Origin of the sequence: Bacillus mesophilum (genome assembly GCF_008923265.1) — a bacterium.
In the GTDB taxonomy this organism is placed as follows: Bacteria; Bacillota; Bacilli; order Bacillales; family Cytobacillaceae; genus Cytobacillus; species Cytobacillus mesophilum.
Genome location: NZ_WBOT01000015.1, coordinates 1 through 17,930, shown reverse-complemented (window position 1 = coordinate 17,930; position 17,930 = coordinate 1). Strand labels below are relative to the sequence as shown.

The following is a 17,930-nucleotide window of genomic DNA, read 5'->3' as shown; positions in this document are numbered from 1 at the left end:
AGTGATAATCACTTATATATTTCAAACACACCAGGAAATAGCCAGGATTCTTCATACTCCCAACATGTAAAAACTATATAGAAATTTGCCGGCTGACAAGTCCTGTAAGGACGCTGACAGAGGCTTAGTTAGACTTGTACTTTTTTCCTAAATTGAGGCACGGCGCCGAGCCTTCTTCGGCGATGCTCATTTCTGGTAGTACAAAAAGGCTTGATGGAGTTCACCATCAAGCCTTGTTTATTGACATTAAGGGAAACGCGGAAATTGACCAAAGTCCGGTTTGCGTTTTTCTTTAAACGCATCTCTTCCTTCTTTTGCCTCGTCAGTTGTGTAGTAAAGAAGCGTTGCATCACCAGCGAATTGCTGAATACCAGCAAGACCATCTGTGTCTGCATTAAATGCTGCTTTTAGGAAGCGGATCGCTGTTGGGCTTTTCTCGAGAATTTCCTCACACCACTGAATAGTCTCTTCCTCAACCTTTTCAAGCGGAACGACTGTATTGACAAGTCCCATATCCATTGCTTCCTGTGCATTATATTGACGGCATAAGAACCAAATTTCGCGTGCTTTTTTGTGGCCGACAATTCTTGCAAGGTAACCAGAACCATAACCAGCATCAAAACTGCCGACTTTCGGGCCCGTTTGACCAAATACTGCATTATCTGCTGCAATCGTTAAATCACAAACAATATGCAGAACATGTCCGCCGCCGATTGCATATCCCTTTACCATTGCAATAACTGGTTTCGGAATAACACGAATTAAGCGCTGTAAATCTAGAACATTTAGACGTGGAATTTGGTCGTCACCGACATATCCGCCATGACCGCGAACTTTCTGGTCTCCACCGGAGCAGAATGCTTTATCTCCAGCACCTGTTAAAATAATAACACCAACATTTTCATCATCACGTGCATACGCAAATGCATCAATTAGCTCCATTACCGTTCTTGGAGTGAAAGCATTATGTACTTGGGGGCGATTGATCGTAATCTTTGCAATCCCATTATACGTTTCGTATAGGACTTCCTCATATTGGCGTCCTGCAACCCATTCAACTGCTGACATTTCTATTGCCTCCTTTAATGTAAAGCTATAAAAGGACAAATCATTCTTTATCCTCTGTTATTTTTGCTTTTCGACTATTTATTCATGCGCGAAAAGAGAAACTCCTCTACTATTGTACCAAATTTTTCAGGTTTCTCCACATGAATTGCATGACCGCAATTTTTAACCGTCTGCCACTCGCAATTTGGCAAGGATGCTGTCATTTTATCTGCTATATCGCAGAATTTCTTGTCTAATTCTCCAGTAATGAGGAGAACATTAAATGATAGATTAGCTAAATCCTCCCACCAAGACGGCTGAGAGCCTGTTCCCATCCCCATCAAACTGTTGCTCAATCCTTTAGGATCGTTCTGCAGACGCTGTTCGCGAATACGGTTCCGCTTAGCCACAGGGAGGGCTGTTTGACTGTCAAACATCGGGATATTCTCCCAATAATCCACAAAGTGAGGAACACCGTTCTCCAAAATCTTGTGAGCCAATTTCAGATCATTTGCTCTTCGGATTATTCTTTCATCTTCTGTACGAAGGCCAGGAGTAGCACTCTCCAAAATAAGACGGTCCACTAAATGCTGATGTTTAAGAGCAAAGGTTAAGGCAAGCCGTCCTCCCATTGAATAGCCGAGTACATCTGCCTTTGAAATATTTAAGTGCTGAAATAATTCTTTTAGATGCTCTGCTGCCTTTTCAACCGTATAGGAACTAACGTCATCTGGTGACTCTGTCTGACCATGACCAATGATATCCACGGCAAAAACAGATCTAGTAGATGCCCAAAAAGGATGGAACTCCCGCCACCCAGTACTATTGCCAGTGAAGCCATGCAATAAAACCAGTGGTTTTCCTTTTCCCCAGCAATCGACATGGTAGCGAATGCTGTCTATAACAAAATTCATCGGTATTCGCCTTCCAAAAATCGACTTATTTCCCGGGAAACAGCATTCGTCAAGTCTCGATGCTCTTGTACATTTTCGTCACGCTTTGTCGTAATTTCCAGAACGTTCAAGCCCTTATTCTCCAAACTTCTCGCCAAAGAGGAAGAAAGGTGATTCCAATCTTCAATAAGGTCATAATGCCCGCCAAACATGCGAATACTGTGCTCAAATTGAATGTCCAGCGGAGTTCCAAAGAGCCTCTCAAAGTTTTTTTGATGCTCAGATTGAGGAAGGAAAGAAAAGATTCCGCCGCCATTATTATTAATGAGTAAAACAGTTAAGTTAATATCATATAGCTTAGAAGCAATGAGACCATTAAGATCATGGAAAAAGGTTAGATCTCCGACAATTAAATATGCAGGCTGTGAAATGGAAGCCGCACCTAAAGCTGTTGAAACAACCCCGTCAATTCCATTGGCACCTCTGTTTGCCATAATCTTAAACGACTTCTGATTAAAATGGAAGAACGTATCAAGATCTCTGATTGGCATACTGTTCCCTACAAATAGAAGTGACCCCTCAGGCAGCATCTTTGAAAGCTGTGAAAATAATTTTCCTTCGCTTAAAGTTTCAGTCTGATTAATTTCCTGCAGGCATTCTCTTGTTATTTCATTTAATGATCTCCAAAGAGAAAAGTAAGTATCATTTTTATTTTCCATCAAAAGTGGAAGTAATGCTGAGCAAAAAAGTGTTTCATGACAGTAAATCATATCGGTTGATACGAGTCCCTGATCGCGCCATCCGGCACCTCCATCAATGACAAATTGACGCGCATGGGCATGCTCTTTTAAAAAGATAGACAGAGGTTTTGAAACAGGCATTGCTCCAAAACGGATGACAACTTCAGGTTTCAGCTCCTGCAGTGCCTTTTTATTCTTCAAAATCGTATCATATGTATCGATGATATATGCTCCATCATGATTTCCGCTGCGCAGTTGGGATAACGGATCTGCCAGGATAGGGAACTTCAGCTTTTGAGCAAGTTTCACCACTTCTCCGGCAAACATCTCTTCTTCCAGCGGTCCGCAAATAATGATCCCATTCTCGGTTTTGGAGATTGTTTCAGCGATTTCAGCGAATTCGTCTTGTGACAGAGTATACTCACCTGTTTGAACTTTCACATATCGCTCCTCACGCTCATGGGATAAAAATAAATCCTCTTGATCTAAGAGAGGAATTAATGGCTCTCTAAAAGGAAAATTCAAATGAACAGGTCCGGAAGGCGCTCTTTTCGCAGCTGCAGCAGCACGTGCACAAACGGTCCTTGCATATCGAATCATTTCCTCTGAACTTTCAGGCGGTGCCATTTCCACGAACCATTTGACATGATGACCATATAAGCGGATTTGATCAATCGCCTGTGGCGCCCCAACATCTCTCAATTCATGGGGCCGGTCTGCTGTCAGCACGATCAGAGGAACTCTTGAATAAAAAGCTTCCACAATTGCCGGAAAGTAATTCGCTGCTGCTGTTCCGGAAGTGCATAGTAACACAACAGGCTGTTTTGATGCTTTTGCCAGTCCTAATGCAAAAAAGGCAGCAGACCGTTCATCCACATGAATGTGGATATTTAAGTCTGGATGCTCTGCCATTACCATCGCCATAGGCGTAGAGCGAGAACCAGGACTGACGACTGCATTTTCGACCCCATTTTTGACAAGCTCCGCAACAAATGCAGCAATATAGGAAGTTAAGGCTGCTTGATGATTCATTGTTTCATCCCTCCAAGAGCTGACCGCATTGGCCGGAATTTAATTTTTGTTTCCTCATATTCACTTAGTGGATCGGAATGCTGTACAACTCCACATCCAGCAAAAATAGATGCCTCGTCTCCTTGGATTAATCCTGAACGTAATGCAACAGCAAACTCTCCATCCCCTCTATAATCCATCCATCCAATTGGGGCCGCATAAAAACCGCGGTCCAATTCTTCCCGTTCGCGAATAACTTTAATGGCTGATTCCGTTGGCACACCGCCAAGCGCTGGTGTAGGATGCAATCGTTCAACAAGCGTGAGTAATGATGTATCCTTATTGGCTGTTCCAGTTACAGGTGTATAGAGATGCTGTATATCTTTTAGCTTCATTAATACAGGCTTATCTGGAATGCTCACAGACTCGCATGTTTCCTTCATAGCAGCCGTGATCATTTCAACTACATAGTGGTGCTCAACTGTATTTTTTGGATCTTGAAGCAGTTCTTTGCCCAGCTCTTGATCCTCTTCTTCCGTAACTCCTCTGCGGATGGATCCTGCAAGACATGTAGAGAACAAAGTATTTCCTTCTTTTTTTACTAAGCGTTCAGGTGTCGCTCCTATAAAACAGTCTCCGCTTGCTTCAAATGCAAAAATAAAACTATTCTTTTGCCTGGATAATAAGTTTCCAAGTACAACTTCAATTGAAATCTGCTGTGAGAATGCCAGCCTTTCTTCCCTTGCAAGTACTACTTTCTGATAAAGGCCATTCATCATGTCATTGACAACGCTCTCAACTGTCTCCATCCAAGCTTCCGGATTTATTTCTACATCTTTTAGAAGGATATTTGAAGTTGCAGGAAGACCAGATGGCAGATCAGTTAAAATGGCCTGGCGGTTTGCTTCTATTTTTTTATATAGTGTCAAATCATCATGCTGTGTACAAATTACATTGGTCGTTAAATAGGCTTCACCATCAACGATGCTATACATAAATAAAGGGAGATGGAAAAGGGAATGTGAAAATTTGGACCACAGCTTTGTCTTTTGTTTTTTTGGATCGAAGGAAAAGCCTCCGAATAATAATGGACCTGTCCCTTTATTGGAATATGAATTATAAATAACCATATCTTGCAGTAAAGCTTCCCATTCTTTTTTCACAAGAAAAAAGCGGTCAGCTGCCTGATCCGACTGAATTTGTCCGCATATTCCCATTCCAACAAAAACCTCATTGCCGGAATCTTCTTTCCAAAAAAATCGTTCTCCTTCATATCGAGCCTGTCCCGCATGAAAGAAAAGTAAAGGGTCTATTTCATTTATTTTTTTTACTTCGCTCACTAAAATGGGCTTTGATAAAGCTTTTGCCTTTTCAATCGCTTCATGGATCCCTTCTTTTAGTTCCGTGTCATGAATCGTAACCAAAAAAATCCCTCCAATAGCTGCATTAGCGGCTATTCTTCATTCCTTTAAGATACACCTCAATCGCTTGACATGTCAATGATTCAGGATGTTTCGCCTATCTATCATACCATATATATTGAGGAAAACGAGTTCGTAACTTCTACTATTCCCATTAATAGGACTTTTTTAAAAGCTGTTTTCTATTAATTAATTTGAAAATAAATTGATCACGTTATAGTCAATGATTTTTCTGGGCTGCTGCTGCTGGGAATTACCGCCTCTGCTTCTTGTAAAATTTCATTGACACCCCATCAAACATTTCCTAAACTTATGATTGTAATGTTAATAATATCGTTTTATTTGGCATATTTCATTAACAATTGACACATATATACAACAAAGGGAGAGTGTAATCATGCAACCTGAAGTGCAGACGAGCTTTAAGCCTGCAAATGGGGCAAAAGGGTGGAAAGTATGGTGGCAATTAACAAGACCACATACATTAACTGCAGCGTTTGTCCCAGTCTTAATCGGAACAGCATTAGCGATCAGTGACACTGATATACATTTCGGATTATTTCTTGCCATGCTGCTGGCAAGCTTGCTTATTCAAGCAGCAACAAATATGTTTAATGAATATTACGATTTTAAAAGAGGCCTTGATACAGAAGAATCTGTAGGAATTGGCGGAGCGATTGTACGAGATGGAATCAAACCAAATACCATTATGCAGATTGCCTTAAGCTTATACGGCATTTCCATGCTCCTTGGTGTCTACATTTGTATGCAAACGAGCTGGTGGCTCGCTGCTGTTGGTCTCGTCTGTATGGCTGTCGGTTATTTATATACGGGTGGACCGCTTCCGATTGCCTACACACCTTTCGGAGAACTTTTTGCTGGCTTTTTTATGGGGATGATGATTATCCTGATTTCATTCTACATCCAAACCGGCACTGTTTCTTTAACAAGTGTGCTTGTCTCATTCCCAATCCTGCTGCTTGTTGGCGCCATTCTGTTAGCCAACAATATCCGCGACTTTGATGGAGATAAGGCTTTTGGCCGTAAAACTTTAGCTATTTTGATTGGCAGAGAGGGAGCTGTAAAGCTGCTTGCCGGTATGTTTATTGTTTCTTATGCATGGGTGTTTATCTTAATTTTTACGGGTGTCAGCTCTCCATGGCTTGCTCTTGTTATTTTAAGCACTCCGAAAGCCATTAAAGCAACAAAAGGCTTTATCGGAAAATCAATTCCTATTACAATGATGCCAGCTATGGTTGCAACCGCACAAACTAATACCATTTTTGGTTTTTTACTGTCAATTGGCTTATTTTTAGGTTATTTCTTATAATAATTCAATCCCTTTGCACACATGTGGCAAAGGGATTTTTCCTGTGTAATCAGGCAATAATATATCCTCAATCCTAAAACATGGTTAACTTTTTTGAAATCAGGGTATTTTCAAGATATGACAATAAAAAAGACAAGTACCGTTCATAATAAAAAGAACCAGAAATTTAAGTTCAAAAGAGGATGTGGATTGTTTGCTAACGAATACACAACTAGAGCAATTAAAAAGTACTCTGCTTGAGGAAAAGCAGTCACTCGAAAACCAGCTCCAGGATAATAAAGACGGCAGTTTAGAGGGTGTAAATGCCCGCGAAACAGTTGGTGAGCTCTCACTATATGATAATCATCCTGCTGATATGGGTTCTGAGCTCTACGAAAGAGAAAAAGATTTCGCCTTAGAGGAACATCATGATTCACAGGTAAACAAAATTAATGCAGCATTACAAGCTATTGAAAATGGAACATACGGAAAATGTAAAGAATGCGGTACCGAGATTCCTTTTGAAAGGTTAGAAGTTGTTCCTTATACCCTATACTGTAAAGAACACAGTCCTGAACAAAGTATAAAAGAGGATCGGCCGGTTGAAGAAGAGGTATTGGAGCCCGCTCACGGAAATACTTTTCAGCATAAACAATTCAGAGAAGTTGTTGATAATGAGGACAGTTTCCAAGAAGTGGCACGATATGGAACGTCAGAAACACCTTCTGATTTAAGAGGGGATTACGAGGATTATAACTCTCTATATAATGAAGGACATGATGATGAAGGATTTACTGAGGATTATGAGACCTTTATAGGCAATGATATGGAGGGGAAATCCAGAAAAATTTATCCTTCCAAAAAGCATGAAGAGTATGAAGCAATGCTTGATTCTGAGGATATTGATGCACCCTTTGGCGATGTGCCTTACCATCAATCAGATGGGTATGTTGATGACAAAAAAGATGAGTAAATTATAGGTCGCAATTATTAAAAAAGCGATACCATTCTTCCTAATGGTATCGCTTGTATTTATTGTCTCTATATACTTGATTCAAGATCGCCAATAATTTCGTCAATGGTTTCCGTTACATCGTTTGTCCTTCTAGCAATATTAATACTAAATTCTAATAACTCTTTGTAGCTTTTCACAGGAATGACAGCATTGCTCTTCTCATATTCGTTCAACTGCAGGCCAATATTTTGCAAGTGAAGAAGTATCTCTTCCATTGAGCCTTTTTCCATTTCAAACATGATGCTACCCCCTTTTCTCTTGTATCCATTATTACCATAAAATATAAATTTTTATAGTGGTAATAATTTCATCTTCCTCTTATCATATGGGTATGTCCGCACTCGTCCTTTTATTCTACATTAAAGTTGCCAGTTAAGATGCCGATGATAACATTATTTTCCTAAAAATATAATAGAAAGCGGAAGAAAAAATTGCCTCTCCCGCTTCAGTGATTAATATATTTGACGTTCAGCTTCATTCAATTGCCGTATTTTACAGTTCTATACCTTAATATGAGACGAACGGATTCCCCATATATCGTCTGCATATTCTCTAATTGTCCGATCACTTGAAAAGAAACCAGACGTCCCAATATTTCTTAAACTCATTTTTAGCCAGCGCTGCTGATCAGAATACGCCAGCCCCGCTTTATGCTGAATTTTGGCGTAAGCATCAAAGTCTCTGAGTACATAATATTGATCATTTTCCATCAATAAGGAGCTCGCAATCGCTTCAAATTCTCCAGCAGTATCTGGAAAAAATCCGTTTGTTAACTGAGTCAGTACTTTACTAATTCGATTGTCATGATGATAATATTCCATTGAATTGTAGCCGCCTTGACGTTCGTATTTCAAGACTTCCTCAGCTGTAAGACCAAAAATGAAAATATTTTCATCCCCAGCCTTTTCTTTAATTTCAATATTCGCTCCATCCAGCGTTCCAACAGTAATGGCACCATTCATCATAAATTTCATATTGCCTGTGCCAGAAGCTTCCTTTGTTGCTGTTGAGATCTGCTCACTAATATCTGCAGCAGGAAATACCAGTTCAGCTAATGATACTCGATAATTTTCAAGGAAAACGACCTTCAGCTGATCTCGTGTTTGCGGGTCATTATTCACTTTTGCGGCCACAGAGTTTATTAATTTAATGATTTTTTTAGCATAATAGTAGCCAGGCGATGCTTTTGCTCCAAAAATAAAGGTTCTTGGCGGCATACTGAAACTACTATTTTCTTTTAATTGATTGTATAAGTACAAGACGTGAAGGATATTTAAAAGCTGTCTTTTATAAGCATGAAGCCTTTTTACTTGAACATCAAAAATGGATGAAGGATCAATTTGGAGCCCTGCCTGCTTCCTGATCACTTCCGACAGACGCTCTTTGTTTTTCTTTTTAATCACTGAAAGCTGTTCCAAAAAAGCTGGGTTGTTCTCATAAGCAAGCAGCTTTTGAATTTCCTCTGGCTCTCTAATCCATTCGTTTCCAATGCTGTCATTTATCAGCTTTGTTAACAGCGGATTGGATTTGATCAGCCATCTTCTATGGGTAATTCCATTTGTCTTGTTATTGAATTTATCAGGATAATATTGATAAAACTGATTCATTTCCCTCAGTTTGAGAATCTCCGTATGCAAAGCTGCAACGCCATTAACACTATGACTGCCGCAAATGGCTAAATGAGCCATCTTCACTTGACCATGTGCAATTATGGCCATGTTTTCAATACGTGTCCAGTCTCCTTCGTACTCTTGCCATAGCTCCTGACAAAAGCGTTCATTTATTTCATAAACGATCATGTATATCCTCGGCAACAACGGCTGAAATATACGAATCGGCCACTTTTCTAATGCTTCTGCTAGTGTAGTATGGTTCGTATACGAAATCGTATTCACCGTAATGTTCCAAGCTTCCTCCCAGCTCATCCCCTCTTCATCAAGCAGGATTCTCATCAGCTCAGGGATTGCCAGTACAGGATGAGTATCATTAATATGAATGCTGACGTATTCATGAAATTCTCTTAAACTACTATGCTGTCTGCGATAGGATTGAACAATAGATTTTAAGCTTGCACACACCAAAAAATATTGCTGTTTTAATCTCAATATTTTCCCTTCATCATGCGTATCATCAGGATACAAGAATTCAGACACCTGCTCAGTTTCGCGTTTGTAATTTAATATATCTTTATTCACAGGATAAGGCGCAGGTTCCGCACTCCATAACCGTAACGTATTGATTGTATCGGTCTGATAGCCTGCAACAGGCATATCATAAGGAACAGCAGTAATGAGTTCGGCATTCAGGTGGCGAAAAGCGAGCGAACCATTTTCTTTTTTCCAGCTTTCTACATGCCCCCAAAAGGGCACCTCAATGGCCAAATCTGGCTTTCTTACTTCCCATACATGCCCATTGCGAAGCCATTGCTCCGGCAATTCCACTTGATATCCATCGACAATTTTCTGCTCAAACAGGCCATGCTTATAGCGAATACCAAAGCCATGACCTGCCAAATTTAAGGATGCGAGCGAATCAAGGAAGCAAGCGGCCAGACGCCCAAGACCACCATTGCCTAAACCGGCATCTACCTCTATCTCCTCAAGATTCTTCAAATCGATCCCTAAATCATGTAACCCTTCTTCTACTATGTTCTCAATGCCTAAGTTCATTAAGTTTTGCCGAAGCAGTCGGCCAAGCAGGAACTCAATCGAGAGATAATACACTTGTTTTTCCTTATCAATACGATAGCGTTCATTGGTGTTGATCCATTCTGTACTGATATGTTCTCGAACAAGCTGCCCTAAAGCAAAATACCGGTCTTTTTCAGTGCTTTCTCCAAAACTTTTACCGCAAGTCATCTCAAGCTTTTTTAAAAAAGCTTCCTTAAATGCATCCTTATCAGAAAACATGAGTTTCACTCCTAGTAATAAGACTTGCGTACAATCTATTATATTGAAAAGCAGACTGCGCCCAGCTAAAATCCTTCTTCATCGCATTGGTCATCACTTGGTCCATATCTTTTTCATTCTGAAAAAAGTCCAAAGCTCTTCGAATCGTATAGAGCATATCATGAGCATTAAAATTGGTAAACGTAAAGCCGTTCCCTTTTCCCGTTTCTGGATCATACGAAAGAACCGTATCTTTTAATCCTCCAGTTTCGCGGACAATTGGAACTGCTCCGTATCGCATCGCAATCATTTGGCCAAGACCGCATGGTTCAAATTGAGATGGCATAAGAAATAAATCTGCACCCGCATAAATCCGGTGAGCAATACTCTCATCAAATCCAATATAGGCTTTGCATTTTTGCGGATATTTCTGCTCCATAGCCCTGAAAAATTGCTCAAATGGCTCATCGCCTGTGCCCAGCAATATAAACTGAATATCCTCCTGCATTAATTCATGAAAAATACATGTGATTAAATCAAGACCCTTTTGCTTCGTTAATCTAGTAACCATCGCAATAATAGGGATCTCAATATCTTCTTCCAATCCAAATTTCTGCTGAAGATCCAGCTTATTTTCTTTCTTCCTGCATCTATCACTTACATGAAAAGATTGCTTTAATGCAGGATCTGATGCAGGGTTATAAAATTCATCATCAATGCCATTTAGAATGCCTTCTAAGTGATTTGCTCTTTGCTTTAACAGACCATGCAGCTTTTCTCCATAATATTCAGTTTGAATCTCTTCCTTATAAGCTTCACTTACTGTTGTAATGGAATCTGCAGCCACTAATCCGCCCTTCATAAAATTCATTGCTCCGTAAAACTCTAATTCTTTACTATTAAAATGCTTATAATTCAGTTCAAATAAATCTCCAACAGCCTCTTTAGCGAATATCCCTTGAAATTGCAGATTATGAATAGTGAATACCGACTTAATATGCTGATACCCCTGTCTTTGCTGATACTTTATTCTCAATAAATAGGGAATCATCGCAGTATGCCAATCATGACAATGGATAATATCCGGAAGAAAGTCAATATGCCCCAGACTTTCAAGCACAGCTTGATTGAAGTAAGCAAACCGTTCTCCGTCGTCATCATATCCATATAGATTATCTCTATTAAAATAATATTCGTTATCAACAAAATAATAGGTGATATTCTTTAACACTAACTGTTCAATGCCACAATATTGTTTTCTCCAGCCGACTTTCACTTCGAACTGCTTTAAAGGATTCATCTTCTTTTTATACTGCTGGTGGATTGTTCCATACTTCGGAAGAATCACTCTTACATCTGTTCCTTGCTTTATTAATTCATTAGGCAGTGAGCCAGCAACATCAGCTAGACCTCCAGATTTTACAAAAGGCACACATTCTGACACGACAAATAATACGTTCACGAATTCATCAGCGCTCCTTGTACCGTGCCTTTGCGAACTACGAATGGATTTTCTTCTGTCCCAATTAGGCTGGTATTTGGTTGTACCTTTACATCTTTATCTAAAATTGCGGACTCTAATACACAATTTTCTTCAATCTCACATTTTTGCATAATTATACTGTTTTTCACCACGGTTCCTTTGCCAATGACAACACCGCGGGATATGATGCTATTTTCTACTGTTCCTTCGATCCGGCATCCATTCGCAATGATTGAATTGCGAACAGAGCTTCCTGTTAGGTAACGGGTTGGAGGTTCATCCTTGACCTTTGTATAAATAGGCTGATCTTTTAGAAAGAGGTCCTTCCATGTTTGAGCCTGCAAAAGCTTCATATTTGCCTGGAAATACGTTTCAATTGAATCAATAGCAACATACGAACCTGTATACTCATACGTACAAAGTGTATAGTTATTATGATCTTGATCAGCTACAACGTCACACATGCAGGTGTATCCTGTTTCATCTCTTGTATTAATCAGCTCAATTAAAAGGGATTTTTTCACTAAGAACATTTCTAATGATTGCTCTTCTTTACAAATGACTGTGATGTCACAGCCAGTATTGATATGGCGATCAAGAACTGGTTTAAAATCCATATTAAAGACAGTAAAACAGTTAGAAATAAGTGCATATTCCTGTCTGCTTCTATAAAAATAATCCATATTGGCTGCAAAGTGGCTAAATGAGCCAATGCCTTTATTAGGGCTGTCTAAATTAGGGGAAGGAAAAAAGAAAAGGCCATCCCGTTTACGATTTAAGTCCCAGTTCTTTCCTGATCCCAGATGGTCCATTAAAGAACGATATTGGTATTTGGGGAATATGGCTACACTGACAATTCCTGAGTTCACCATATTGGAAAGAATGAAGTCAATTAACCTGTAACGTCCCGCAAAAGGTATCGCAGCTAAAGAGCGGTGAAGAGACAGCTCCTTAAGCCCATCATGGTAGGTCGTAGCGTCAATAACACCAAGCAACATATTATTCACATGTATCCCTCCTTCTTTTTATCAGCCTCTTTTAATTAGTTTGCAAGCAATTCAAGCATATCCTCTGTTACTAAAACAATTTTGCCGTCTAAGGATCTGATGACAGTTCCATCAGGTATATTAATGTCAGGCGGAACGATTGCTTTTTCTATTAAGACATTCTTGCCTACAACAGCCCCCGGCATCACAACAGATTCCCTAATTACCGTTCCATTGCCTACGGTAACTCCTTGAAAGAGAACCGACTTATGAATATCGCCTTCAATCATACAGCCTTCATTGATTAAAGACTGAGACACGGCAGCATCTGGTGAAATATATTGGGGTGGATGATTTGAATTTACAGAATAAATCCTCCAGTCATAATCAAAAAGACTCAACTCACTATTTTCTTCAAGCAGATCCATATTCGCCTCCCATAGGCTTTCAACAGTTCCAACATCCTTCCAATATCCTTTAAACGGATAAGCAAATAACTTACATTCATCTTTGAGCATTTGCGGAATGATATCTTTGCCAAAGTCATGGCTGGAAGTATGATTTAAATCATCTTCTCTTAATAGCCTTTTTAAAACACTCCAGTTAAAAATATAGATGCCCATGGATGCAAGATTGTTTTTTGGATTTGCCGGCTTCTCATCAAACTCAATAATGTTCAATTCATCATTCGTGTTCATGATGCCAAATCGGGATGCTTCATGCCATGGAACTTCAATAACGGATATAGTGGCGTCTGCGCCTTTGTTCTTATGAAATTCAAGCATAAGATCATAGTCCATTTTATAAATGTGGTCACCAGATAATATGAGGACATATTCTGGATCATATTGTTCTAAGTAGTTTAAATTTTGATAAATGGCACTTGCTGTTCCTGTATACCACTTTACCTCTGAAGACGCGCTGTATGGCGGCAGCACGGTTACACCGCCATCTTTTCTGTCCAGGTCCCATGCACTGCCTATGCCAATGTATGAATTCAGAACAAGAGGCTGATACTGTGTCAAAACACCAACTGTATCAATGCCTGAATTTGTACAATTGCTTAAAGCAAAATCAATGATACGATACTTACCTCCAAAAGGGACAGCTGGCTTAGCTAAGTTTTTTGTTAAAGAATTAAGCCTGCTTCCCTGTCCCCCTGCTAACAGCATGGCTACGCAGTTTTTCTTTCCCATTTCCTTTTCTCCCCTTTCTTTTTTTTACATGCCTTAAAATTGAAGCTCCAAAAGGAGGGATCGTCATTTGTATACACCATTGTTTACCGTGAAAAGAGAATTCCATTGATTTCAGCAATTTCTTATTGATTTGGTTTGTTCCTCCGTACGCCTCCAAATCACTATTAAATATCTCCCGGTATTCACCCTCGTATGGCACACCAATCTGATAGTCAGCATAAGAGCGGTCCGTAAAATTGCAAACAACTACATAAAACTCCTCTGGATCGTCCCCTCTTCTGATAAAAGAAAAAATCGACTGCTCCTTATTATCTGCATCAATCCATTCAAAGCCTTCATGACGCTGTTCAACCTCATAAAGCTGCTTTGATCTCTTGTATAACTTAATAAGCTCTTTAACATATCCATTCATTTTTTTATGCATATCATATTGCAGTAAGTGCCAATCCAGCTGATCCTGATCTTTCCATTCAGAAAACATCGCTAGCTCAAACCCCATAAAAAGAAGCTTTTTTCCAGGATGAGCAAACATAAAAGCTAAAAGAAGCCGCAATTGGGCAAATTTCTGCCAATAGTCTCCCGGCATTTTATCTAACAATGACTTTTTTCCATGCACGACCTCATCATGTGAAAAAGGTAATATGAAATTTTCCGAGAAAGCGTACATAAGCGAAAAGGTCATTTTTCCATGCTCATGTTTTCGATCTGCTGCATGAGTTTCCATGTAAGAAAGAACATCATTCATCCAGCCCATATTCCACTTATAACTGAATCCTAACCCGCCATAATGAACTGGACCGGTTACTTGCGGCCAGTCAGTTGAATCTTCTGCAATCATCAGCACACTCGGGTCATATAGCGTTACCTGTTCATTCACTTTACGCAAAAAAGCTGTTCCAAATGGATTTTCCTCTGTGCTCTGACGATTAGGCCAATAAATAATATTAGACACAGCATCTACGCGGAATCCGTCAATATGATATTTCTCAAGCCAAAAAATAGCATTAGAAATCAAAAAACTTTGAACTTCATTTTTAGCAAGGTTAAAATTTGCTGTTCCCCAAACATGATTCTCACGATCGGCTTCCGTTTCATATTCATATACATTGTCACCATCAAAGGTATATAGTCCATGTGCATCTTTACAAAAATGACCTGGTACCCAATCCAGTATGACTCCGATTTCATGCTGATGACATTGATCAATGAAATACATTAAATCTTTAGGAGATCCATATCTGCTAGTTGCCGAAAAATAACCTGTACCCTGATATCCCCAGGAAATATCGAGCGGATGCTCAACAAGAGGCAACATTTCAATATGAGTAAAACCGTGTTCTTTAATATATGGTATGAGTTCTGCTGCTAATTCCTGATAACTTAAATATTTTCCATTTTTCTTTTTCCAAGTTCCTAAATGGACTTCATAAATGACCATCGGCTTTGCCAAAGAATTGCTCTTATCTCTTTTCTGAAGCCATTTCACATCATTCCATTCAAATGCATCTAACTCGTATACAATGGAAGCAGTCCCTGGCCTCAACTCAGAAAAAAAGGCATACGGATCGGATTTTAATATTACATTTCCTTCCTTTGTGACAATTTCATACTTGTAAAGTTGACCTTCCAGGTTCATTTGAATAATGGTAAACCAGACACCTTCCTGATTTACTTTTTGCAGCGGGTGCGCCTCTCCATTCCAGTTATTAAAATCCCCTGCGATTCTTACTTCTGCGGCATTCGGTGCCCACACACAGAATTTAGTCTGAACTCCCTCCTCACTCTGTAGCAGATGCGAACCAAAAAGCTTATAGGCTTCAAACAATGTACCTTCATGAAACAAATGTAGTTCGTAATCAGTAGGAAATACTGTATCCATGCTTTTTATCACCTCTGCTGGTTCTATTTCACGTACTCCTTATAAAAAAGGTATTCGATAAGAAATGCCAAATCCCTTGCTTTTATCTATCATAATCTTTTGACAATTTCGCGCATATTTCGCCAGCTTTCATCATATTGCATCTAAATCTCTTAAAAAATAGTGAGATCTTTTAGTGATGGGGTTCTTTGAGGATAATTTTTTATGTTCATTGCATAATAAATAGAAGAAATTGAAAGGAGCGTGACCGTTGATGAGCAATAAGGAAGAAGAGTATCTTTTAAACAAAGCAAATAAAAATCAAATCAAAGTTCCTATTTTTGATGCACCAGATGGAAAAATTATGGCGACCGGTGATATGTTTAGGGGGCCTTATACAGGCGTGACGTCTGAAATTGATTTAAATAATCCGGGGCAAAAACTAGTAAAAAAAGATGAGGATATGGATTAGTCCTTATCTGCACTTTCATTCAGCACAAAAAAACTGTCAACTTTAGTTGACAGTTTTTTTGTAGTATATGACCCCTACGGGATTCGAACCCGTGTTACCGCCGTGAAAGGGCGGTGTCTTAACCGCTTGACCAAGGGGCCAATATGGCGGAGAAGGAGGGATTTGAACCCTCGCGCCGCTTACGCGACCTACACCCTTAGCAGGGGCGCCTCTTCAGCCTCTTGAGTACTTCCCCATATGGCTCCGCAGGTAGGACTCGAACCTACGACCGTTCGGTTAACAGCCGAATGCTCTACCACTGAGCTACTGCGGAACAATTGTATGGTGGGCCTAAATGGACTCGAACCATCGACCTCACGCTTATCAGGCGTGCGCTCTAACCAGCTGAGCTATAGGCCCATAAAATTGGAGCGGGTGAAGGGAATCGAACCCTCATCATCAGCTTGGAAGGCTGAGGTTTTACCACTAAACTACACCCGCATATTTTTATATTAAAATGGTGGCTCAGGACGGAATCGAACCGCCGACACAAGGATTTTCAGTCCTTTGCTCTACCGACTGAGCTACTGAGCCATACTATATTTAAAATGGCGGTCCGGACGGGACTCGAACCCGCGACCTCCTGCGTGACAGGCAGGCATTCTAACCAACTGAACTACCGGACCAGATTGCGGGGACAGGATTTGAACCTGTGACCTTCGGGTTATGAGCCCGACGAGCTACCGGACTGCTCCACCCCGCGATAATGTTATTTGCACAAGCATTGCTTATGCTCATTGTTACCAAATGACTGTCCCGATTTCAGGAAGTGATTTCAAGAAGCAACTCAATCGGTACAACTCGCAGTGAATTCAACGATGTTTTGCTCGTTGCTCCACCCCGCGATAATATTATTTATAAAACTTGTTTTGCCATATATAAAATTATGGCGGAGGAAGAGGGATTCGAACCCCCGCGCGGTTTAACCCGCCTGTCGGTTTTCAAGACCGATCCCTTCAGCCGGACTTGGGTATTCCTCCGCATTTCGAAAATGGTGGACCTTGTAGGACTCGAACCTACGACCGGACGGTTATGAGCCGTCTGCTCTAACCAGCTGAGCTAAAGGTCCATTTATATTATTTTGGTAGCGGCGGAGGGGATCGAACCCCCGACCTCACGGGTATGAACCGTACGCTCTAGCCAGCTGAGCTACACCGCCAAAATAAATATAAAGGATAGTTTATGGTGGAGCCTAGCGGGATCGAACCGCTGACCTCCTGCGTGCAAGGCAGGCGCTCTCCCAGCTGAGCTAAGGCCCCATAATAGGTATTTAAATGAATGGTCGGGAAGACAGGATTCGAACCTGCGACCCCTTGGTCCCAAACCAAGTGCTCTACCAAGCTGAGCTACTCCCCGTAAAATATGGCGCGCCCGAAAGGAGTCGAACCCATAACCTTCTGATCCGTAGTCAGACGCTCTATCCAATTGAGCTACGGGCGCATATTAAAATATTACTGGTGCCGAGGACCGGAATCGAACCGGTACGGTAGTCACCTACCGCAGGATTTTAAGTCCTGTGCGTCTGCCAGTTCCGCCACCCCGGCAAAAACTTGGAGCGGAAGACGGGATTCG

At 40.5% G+C, this 17,930-nt stretch carries 13 protein-coding genes and 15 tRNA genes; 3 read left to right on the top strand and 25 right to left on the bottom strand.

The features are described 5' to 3' along the window. Positions 1-246: 246 nt before the first annotated feature. The 4 genes from menB to F7732_RS22135 all read right to left on the bottom strand — a co-directional run bounded on the left by menB (position 247) and on the right by F7732_RS22135 (position 5,115). The gene (gene menB / locus F7732_RS22150) at positions 247-1,068 is read right to left on the bottom strand and encodes a 1,4-dihydroxy-2-naphthoyl-CoA synthase (protein ID WP_066442885.1); all 822 of its coding nucleotides are present in this window, start codon (positions 1,066-1,068) and stop codon (positions 247-249) included. 74 nt (positions 1,069-1,142) lie between these two features. Further along, a complete protein-coding gene (menH, locus tag F7732_RS22145) occupies positions 1,143-1,961 on the bottom strand; it encodes a 2-succinyl-6-hydroxy-2,4-cyclohexadiene-1-carboxylate synthase (protein ID WP_151576171.1) in 819 nt (272 codons plus the stop codon). After that, the gene (gene menD / locus F7732_RS22140; protein ID WP_151576170.1) at positions 1,958-3,712 is read right to left on the bottom strand and encodes a 2-succinyl-5-enolpyruvyl-6-hydroxy-3-cyclohexene-1-carboxylic-acid synthase; all 1,755 of its coding nucleotides are present in this window, start codon (positions 3,710-3,712) and stop codon (positions 1,958-1,960) included. The genes menH and menD overlap by 4 nt, the downstream gene beginning before the upstream one ends. Then, positions 3,709-5,115 carry an isochorismate synthase gene (locus tag F7732_RS22135; protein WP_151576169.1) on the bottom strand — a complete coding sequence of 469 codons (1,407 nt, stop codon included), beginning with the start codon at positions 5,113-5,115 and terminating at the stop codon, positions 3,709-3,711. The genes menD and F7732_RS22135 overlap by 4 nt, the downstream gene beginning before the upstream one ends. A 394-nt stretch (positions 5,116-5,509) precedes the next feature. On the opposite strand from F7732_RS22135, the gene F7732_RS22130 reads away from it, so the two are divergent. Beyond that, positions 5,510-6,442 (top strand): 1,4-dihydroxy-2-naphthoate polyprenyltransferase, encoded by a 933-nt coding sequence (locus F7732_RS22130; RefSeq protein ID WP_151576168.1) that lies wholly within the window; start codon positions 5,510-5,512, stop codon positions 6,440-6,442. Positions 6,443-6,635: 193 nt separating this feature from the next. Then, positions 6,636-7,394 (top strand): TraR/DksA C4-type zinc finger protein, encoded by a 759-nt coding sequence (locus F7732_RS22125; RefSeq protein WP_151576167.1) that lies wholly within the window; start codon positions 6,636-6,638, stop codon positions 7,392-7,394. Between the two features lie 68 nt (positions 7,395-7,462). Here F7732_RS22125 and F7732_RS22120 read toward each other — a convergent pair whose 3' ends face one another. The 6 genes from F7732_RS22120 to glgB all read right to left on the bottom strand — a co-directional run bounded on the left by F7732_RS22120 (position 7,463) and on the right by glgB (position 15,868). Continuing rightward, the gene (locus tag F7732_RS22120) at positions 7,463-7,675 is read right to left on the bottom strand and encodes a hypothetical protein (protein WP_151576166.1); all 213 of its coding nucleotides are present in this window, start codon (positions 7,673-7,675) and stop codon (positions 7,463-7,465) included. Between the two features lie 261 nt (positions 7,676-7,936). Continuing rightward, entirely contained in the window at positions 7,937-10,345 is a 2,409-nt protein-coding gene (locus F7732_RS22115; protein ID WP_151576165.1) for a glycogen/starch/alpha-glucan phosphorylase, read from the bottom strand. After that, positions 10,335-11,786, bottom strand: a complete 1,452-nt coding sequence (gene glgA, locus F7732_RS22110) for a glycogen synthase GlgA (protein ID WP_151576164.1) — start codon at positions 11,784-11,786, stop codon at positions 10,335-10,337. Before glgA ends, F7732_RS22115 begins: the two co-directional genes overlap by 11 nt. Next, positions 11,783-12,805, bottom strand: coding sequence for a GlgC family sugar phosphate nucleotidyltransferase (locus F7732_RS22105; protein WP_420837707.1), 1,023 nt, complete (start codon positions 12,803-12,805; stop codon positions 11,783-11,785). Before F7732_RS22105 ends, glgA begins: the two co-directional genes overlap by 4 nt. Before the next feature lie 44 nt (positions 12,806-12,849). Further along, a complete protein-coding gene (locus F7732_RS22100; protein ID WP_151576162.1) occupies positions 12,850-13,989 on the bottom strand; it encodes a glucose-1-phosphate adenylyltransferase in 1,140 nt (379 codons plus the stop codon). Further along, on the bottom strand, positions 13,931-15,868 hold the full coding sequence (gene glgB / locus F7732_RS22095; RefSeq protein WP_151576161.1) for a 1,4-alpha-glucan branching protein GlgB: 1,938 nt from the start codon (positions 15,866-15,868) through the stop codon (positions 13,931-13,933). Before glgB ends, F7732_RS22100 begins: the two co-directional genes overlap by 59 nt. A 253-nt stretch (positions 15,869-16,121) precedes the next feature. Here glgB and F7732_RS22090 point away from each other — a divergent pair, with 253 nt between their 5' ends. Continuing rightward, positions 16,122-16,319 carry a hypothetical protein gene (locus tag F7732_RS22090; RefSeq protein ID WP_151576181.1) on the top strand — a complete coding sequence of 66 codons (198 nt, stop codon included), beginning with the start codon at positions 16,122-16,124 and terminating at the stop codon, positions 16,317-16,319. Between the two features lie 68 nt (positions 16,320-16,387). Here F7732_RS22090 and F7732_RS22085 read toward each other — a convergent pair. The 15 genes from F7732_RS22085 to F7732_RS22015 form a co-directional block, all read right to left on the bottom strand. Then, positions 16,388-16,459, bottom strand: a tRNA-Glu gene (locus tag F7732_RS22085). Positions 16,460-16,463: 4 nt separating this feature from the next. Continuing rightward, positions 16,464-16,554 (bottom strand) — tRNA-Ser (locus tag F7732_RS22080). Between the two features lie 3 nt (positions 16,555-16,557). Beyond that, positions 16,558-16,632, bottom strand: a tRNA-Asn gene (locus F7732_RS22075). Positions 16,633-16,641: 9 nt separating this feature from the next. Continuing rightward, positions 16,642-16,718, bottom strand: a tRNA-Ile gene (locus F7732_RS22070). A gap of 7 nt (positions 16,719-16,725) precedes the next feature. After that, positions 16,726-16,799, bottom strand: a tRNA-Gly gene (locus F7732_RS22065). A 17-nt stretch (positions 16,800-16,816) separates the two neighbouring features. Continuing rightward, positions 16,817-16,892: transfer RNA gene (locus F7732_RS22060), tRNA-Phe, on the bottom strand. A 15-nt stretch (positions 16,893-16,907) separates the two neighbouring features. Beyond that, positions 16,908-16,984 (bottom strand) — tRNA-Asp (locus tag F7732_RS22055). A gap of 3 nt (positions 16,985-16,987) precedes the next feature. Continuing rightward, a tRNA-Met gene (locus F7732_RS22050) sits at positions 16,988-17,061 on the bottom strand. 184 nt (positions 17,062-17,245) lie between these two features. Continuing rightward, positions 17,246-17,338: transfer RNA gene (locus tag F7732_RS22045), tRNA-Ser, on the bottom strand. Between the two features lie 12 nt (positions 17,339-17,350). Further along, positions 17,351-17,427: transfer RNA gene (locus F7732_RS22040), tRNA-Ile, on the bottom strand. Positions 17,428-17,440: 13 nt separating this feature from the next. Next, a tRNA-Met gene (locus F7732_RS22035) sits at positions 17,441-17,517 on the bottom strand. 24 nt (positions 17,518-17,541) lie between these two features. After that, positions 17,542-17,617: transfer RNA gene (locus F7732_RS22030), tRNA-Ala, on the bottom strand. Between the two features lie 20 nt (positions 17,618-17,637). Beyond that, positions 17,638-17,714, bottom strand: a tRNA-Pro gene (locus tag F7732_RS22025). Positions 17,715-17,721: 7 nt separating this feature from the next. Continuing rightward, a tRNA-Arg gene (locus F7732_RS22020) sits at positions 17,722-17,798 on the bottom strand. A gap of 15 nt (positions 17,799-17,813) precedes the next feature. Then, a tRNA-Leu gene (locus F7732_RS22015) sits at positions 17,814-17,902 on the bottom strand. Between the last annotated feature and the right edge of the window lie 28 nt (positions 17,903-17,930).

Bases quoted from the DNA above. Each gene is read 5' to 3' on its own strand.
- F7732_RS22100 (WP_151576162.1), bottom strand. From the start codon at position 13,989: ATGGGAAAGAAAAACTGCGTAGCCATGCTGTTAGCAGGGGGACAGGGA.
- F7732_RS22090 (WP_151576181.1), top strand. From the start codon at position 16,122: ATGAGCAATAAGGAAGAAGAGTATCTTTTAAACAAAGCAAATAAAAAT.
- F7732_RS22115 (WP_151576165.1), bottom strand. From the start codon at position 10,345: ATGTTTTCTGATAAGGATGCATTTAAGGAAGCTTTTTTAAAAAAGCTT.
- menB (WP_066442885.1), bottom strand. From the start codon at position 1,068: ATGTCAGCAGTTGAATGGGTTGCAGGACGCCAATATGAGGAAGTCCTA.
- menH (WP_151576171.1), bottom strand. From the start codon at position 1,961: ATGAATTTTGTTATAGACAGCATTCGCTACCATGTCGATTGCTGGGGA.
- F7732_RS22105 (WP_420837707.1), bottom strand. From the start codon at position 12,805: ATGTTGCTTGGTGTTATTGACGCTACGACCTACCATGATGGGCTTAAG.
- menD (WP_151576170.1), bottom strand. From the start codon at position 3,712: ATGAATCATCAAGCAGCCTTAACTTCCTATATTGCTGCATTTGTTGCG.
- F7732_RS22130 (WP_151576168.1), top strand. From the start codon at position 5,510: ATGCAACCTGAAGTGCAGACGAGCTTTAAGCCTGCAAATGGGGCAAAA.
- F7732_RS22120 (WP_151576166.1), bottom strand. From the start codon at position 7,675: ATGTTTGAAATGGAAAAAGGCTCAATGGAAGAGATACTTCTTCACTTG.
- glgB (WP_151576161.1), bottom strand. From the start codon at position 15,868: ATGGATACAGTATTTCCTACTGATTACGAACTACATTTGTTTCATGAA.